The 3,656-nt window shown below is 68.9% G+C and carries 3 protein-coding genes; all 3 read right to left on the bottom strand.

Going from position 1 to position 3,656, the window contains the following annotated elements; genetic code table 11:
• Window positions 1–1,658, bottom strand: a 1,658-nt coding sequence (locus tag QZM15_RS33820; protein ID WP_302108024.1) for a methyl-accepting chemotaxis protein, incomplete at its 3' end; no start/stop codon positions are given.
• Window positions 1,659–1,695: 37 nt separating this feature from the next.
• On the bottom strand, window positions 1,696–2,211 hold the full coding sequence (gene cheW / locus QZM15_RS33815) for a chemotaxis protein CheW (RefSeq protein ID WP_059578098.1): 516 nt from the start codon (window positions 2,209–2,211) through the stop codon (window positions 1,696–1,698).
• Between the two features lie 47 nt (window positions 2,212–2,258).
• Window positions 2,259–3,656 (bottom strand): chemotaxis protein CheW (locus QZM15_RS33810; protein ID WP_302108023.1); only part of this gene is annotated, 1,398 nt, incomplete at its 5' end.

Here is a 3,656-nt window from a genome sequence, read left to right as displayed (position 1 = left end):
TGGCGCCGCCGCGGCGGGCGGCTATGGCCCGCGTCTGGCGAAGACGGCCGCCCCGGCGGACAAGCCGGCCGCGCGACGCTGCGCGCCGGCGCGAGCGCGATGCCGCCCGCGACGCGCCAGCCCGACACGATCGCCTTCATCTGGCGCGTCTGCTCCTCGAGCGACGCGGCCGCGGCGGCCGCCTGCTCGACGAGCGCCGCGTTCTGCTGCGTGACCGCGTCCATCTGGCCGACCGCGCGGTTGACCTGCTCGATGCCGGTCGACTGCTCGTCGGACGCGGCGCTGATCTCGCCCATGATGTCGGTCACGCGGCGCACGGCCTGCACGATCTCGTCCATCGTCGAGCCGGCGCGCGCGACGAGCGCCGACCCGCTGTCGACCTTCTCGGCCGAATCGCCGATCAACTGCTTGATTTCCTTCGCGGCGCTCGCGCTGCGCTGCGCGAGCGAGCGCACCTCGCCCGCGACCACCGCGAAGCCGCGGCCCTGCTCGCCGGCCCGCGCCGCCTCGACGGCCGCGTTCAGCGCGAGGATGTTGGTCTGGAACGCGATGCCTTCGATCGTGCCGATGATGTCGACGACCTTGCCGGAGCTCGCCGCGATGTCCTGCATCGTCGACACGACCTGGCCGACCACCTCGCCGCCCTGCGTCGCGATGTCCGACGCGTTCACCGCGAGCTGGCTCGCCTGCCGGGCGTTCTCCGCGTTCTGCCGCACGGTGCCCGTCAGTTGCTCCATGCTCGACGCGGTTTCCTGCAGCGACGCGGCCTGCTCCTCGGTGCGCTGCGACAGGTCGATGTTGCCGGTGGCGATCTCGCGCGCGCCGACGTCGATCGATTCGGTGCCGCGATGCACGGCCTGCACCATCGTCGTCACCGCGTCCTGCATCCGCTTGATGCCGCCGAACAGGCGGCCGATCTCGTTCGTGCTCGCTACGTTCACCGGCTGCGTGAGGTCGCCCCCGGCAATGCGCTCGAAGTGCGCGATCGCATCCTCGATCGGCTGGACGATCAGCCCGCGCAGGACGAAGCGGATCGCGATCACGACGACGAACGCGATCGCGATGCCGGCCGCGATCAGCGCGACCATCATCGAGATCTGCGACTGCGTCGCGGCCTGACGTTCTTCCGCGCGCTTCTGCAGCGCCGCGATCACGGCCGACGCCGTCTGGTCGAACGCGACGAACATCGGGCTGATCTTCGTGTCCGCCACCGCGTGGTACGCAGCCATGTCGCCCGCGCGCGCCGCGGCAAATTCGGGCTCCACGCCTTCCTTCACGATCGTCGTGTAGCGTGCGGCGAGCTCGTCGAGAAGCGCCTGCTCGACACCGAGCTTCGGCGTCGACTGGAACGCCTGCCAGTTCTGGTTCGACTTCGCGAACAGCTCCTGCGCGCGGTCGAGCACCTTCCCCGCGTCGGCCGCGTTGCCGGCTTCGGTCAGCGTACGGAAGCGATCGAGCGCCACGCGCGAGCGCAGCAGTTGCGCGGCCGTGTCGTCGAGCGTGTGGATCGCCGGCAGGTCGACGTGCGCGATCTCGTCGAGCGAACGGCTCGCTTGATTGAGCGCGTAGAGGCCGAGCCCGCCGACCGCGGCGGCCAGGCACACGAGGATGAGTCCGACCGCCGTGAGCGTCGTGCGGATCGACCAGTTATGCAACATTGCAGATTCTCCCGAAATTGCTGCGCGCGCGGCGCGCTTACCCGCCGAGTGTCTCGATCAGCGCCATTTCACGGCTCGACATCAGCTTCTCGATGTCCATCAGGATCAGCATCCGGCCGTCGACCGTGCCGAGGCCCGTCAGGTACTCGGTCGTCAGCGTCGCGCCGAATTCCGGCGCCGGCATGATCTGGTCGGTCTGCAGCGTCAGCACGTCCGACACGCCGTCGACCACCATCCCGACCACGCGGTTCGACACGTTCAGGATGATCACGACGGTCTGGTGGTCGTACTCGACGCGGCCGAGGTGGAACTTGATCCGCATGTCGACGATCGGCACGATGATCCCGCGCAGGTTGATCACGCCCTTGATGAACTCGGGCGCGTTCGCGATTCGCGTGACGCTGTCGTAGCCGCGGATTTCCTGCACTTTCAGGATGTCGATCCCGTATTCCTCGTCGCCGAGCGTGAAGACGAGGAATTCCTGGCCCGTCGCATCGCCGTGTTCGGCGTCGCGGCGGCTCGTGGCCGCGTTCGCCGCGGCCGGATTGATCATTTGAACTTCAGCGGACACGTTTGCCCCCAATCGGTTGATGGCGAGAGTCAGAAGACGGCGAGTTCGGCGCCCGCACGGGCGCCGTGCGTCGCACGGGTTTCGCGGTTCAGCGCCGCGACGTCGACGATCAGCGCGACGCTGCCGTCGCCCAGGATGGTCGCCGCCGAGATGCCGTGGACCTTGCGGTAATTGGTTTCGAGGTTCTTCACGACCACCTGCTGCTGGCCGACCAGCTCGTCGATCAGCATCGCGAAGCGGCGCCCCTCGGTTTCCATGATCGTGACGATCCCCTGGGTCGGGTCGGTGCGCGCGTCGTCGACCGAGAACACCTCGTGCAGCGCGACGAGCGGCAGGTATTCGCCGCGCACGCGCACCACGCGCTCGCCGTTGCCGACCGTGTAGATGTCGTCGTTCGACGGCTGCAGCGACTCCATCACGAAGTTCAGCGGCAGGATGAAGATCTCGCTGCCCACCTTCACCGACATCCCGTCGAGGATCGCGAGCGTGAGCGGCAGCACGATCCGCGTGGTCGTGCCGCGGCCGGCCTGCGACGAGATTTCGACATGGCCGCCCATCGACTGGATGTTGCGCTTCACCACGTCCATCCCGACGCCGCGGCCCGACACGTCGGTCACCGTCTCGGCCGTCGAGAAGCCCGGCGCGAAGATCAGTTGCCAGACTTCGTCGTCGCTGATGTTCTCGGAGATCTGCATGCCCTGTTTCGCGGCCTTCGCGAGGATCCGCTCGCGGTTCAGGCCCGCGCCGTCGTCGCTCACCTCGATCACGATGTTGCCGCCGTGATGCGCGGCCGACAGCACGAGCTGGCCGACCGCGTCCTTGCCGGCGGCGACGCGCTTGTCGACCGTTTCGATCCCGTGGTCGAGGCTGTTGCGCACGAGGTGCGTGAGCGGATCGATGATCCGTTCGATCAGGCTCTTGTCGAGCTCGGTCGCCTGGCCGAACGTCACGAGCTCGACCTGCTTGCCGAGCTTGCCGGCGAGATCGCGCACAAGGCGCGGGAAGCGGCTGAACACGTAGTCCATCGGCATCATGCGGATCGACATCACCGCTTCCTGCAGGTCGCGCGCATTGCGCTCGAGCTGCGCCATCCCGTTGAACAGGCGGTCGTGCAGCGCGGGATCGAACGCGCTCGCCGTCTCGGCCAGCATCGCCTGCGTGATCACCAGTTCGCCGACGAGGTTGATCAGTTGGTCGACCTTCTCGACGCCGACGCGGATCGAGCTGCCTTCGGCGCCGCCCGCGGCCGCGGCGGCCGGGCGGGCGCGCTTGTCGTCGTGATGCGCGGCGGCGGCCGGCGCCGCGTGTTCGGCCGGCTGCGGTTGCGCGTGCTGCTGCGGCTGCGCGTGTTGCTGCGGCTGCGGGGCGGCTGCGGCCGCGGTGACGGCGGGCGGCTCGGCCGGCGCCGGTGCCGGCGCAGCCGGTTG

Source organism: Burkholderia sp. AU44665 (genome assembly GCF_030504405.1).
Lineage (GTDB): Bacteria > Pseudomonadota > Gammaproteobacteria > Burkholderiales > Burkholderiaceae > Burkholderia > Burkholderia semiarida.
The sequence above is the reverse complement of the archived record's forward strand: the minus strand, read 5'-3'. Positions and strand labels throughout refer to the sequence as shown.

Coding starts and splice junctions, on each gene's coding strand:
- cheW (WP_059578098.1), bottom strand. CDS start 2,211: ATGATCAATCCGGCCGCGGCGAACGCGGCCACGAGCCGCCGCGACGCC.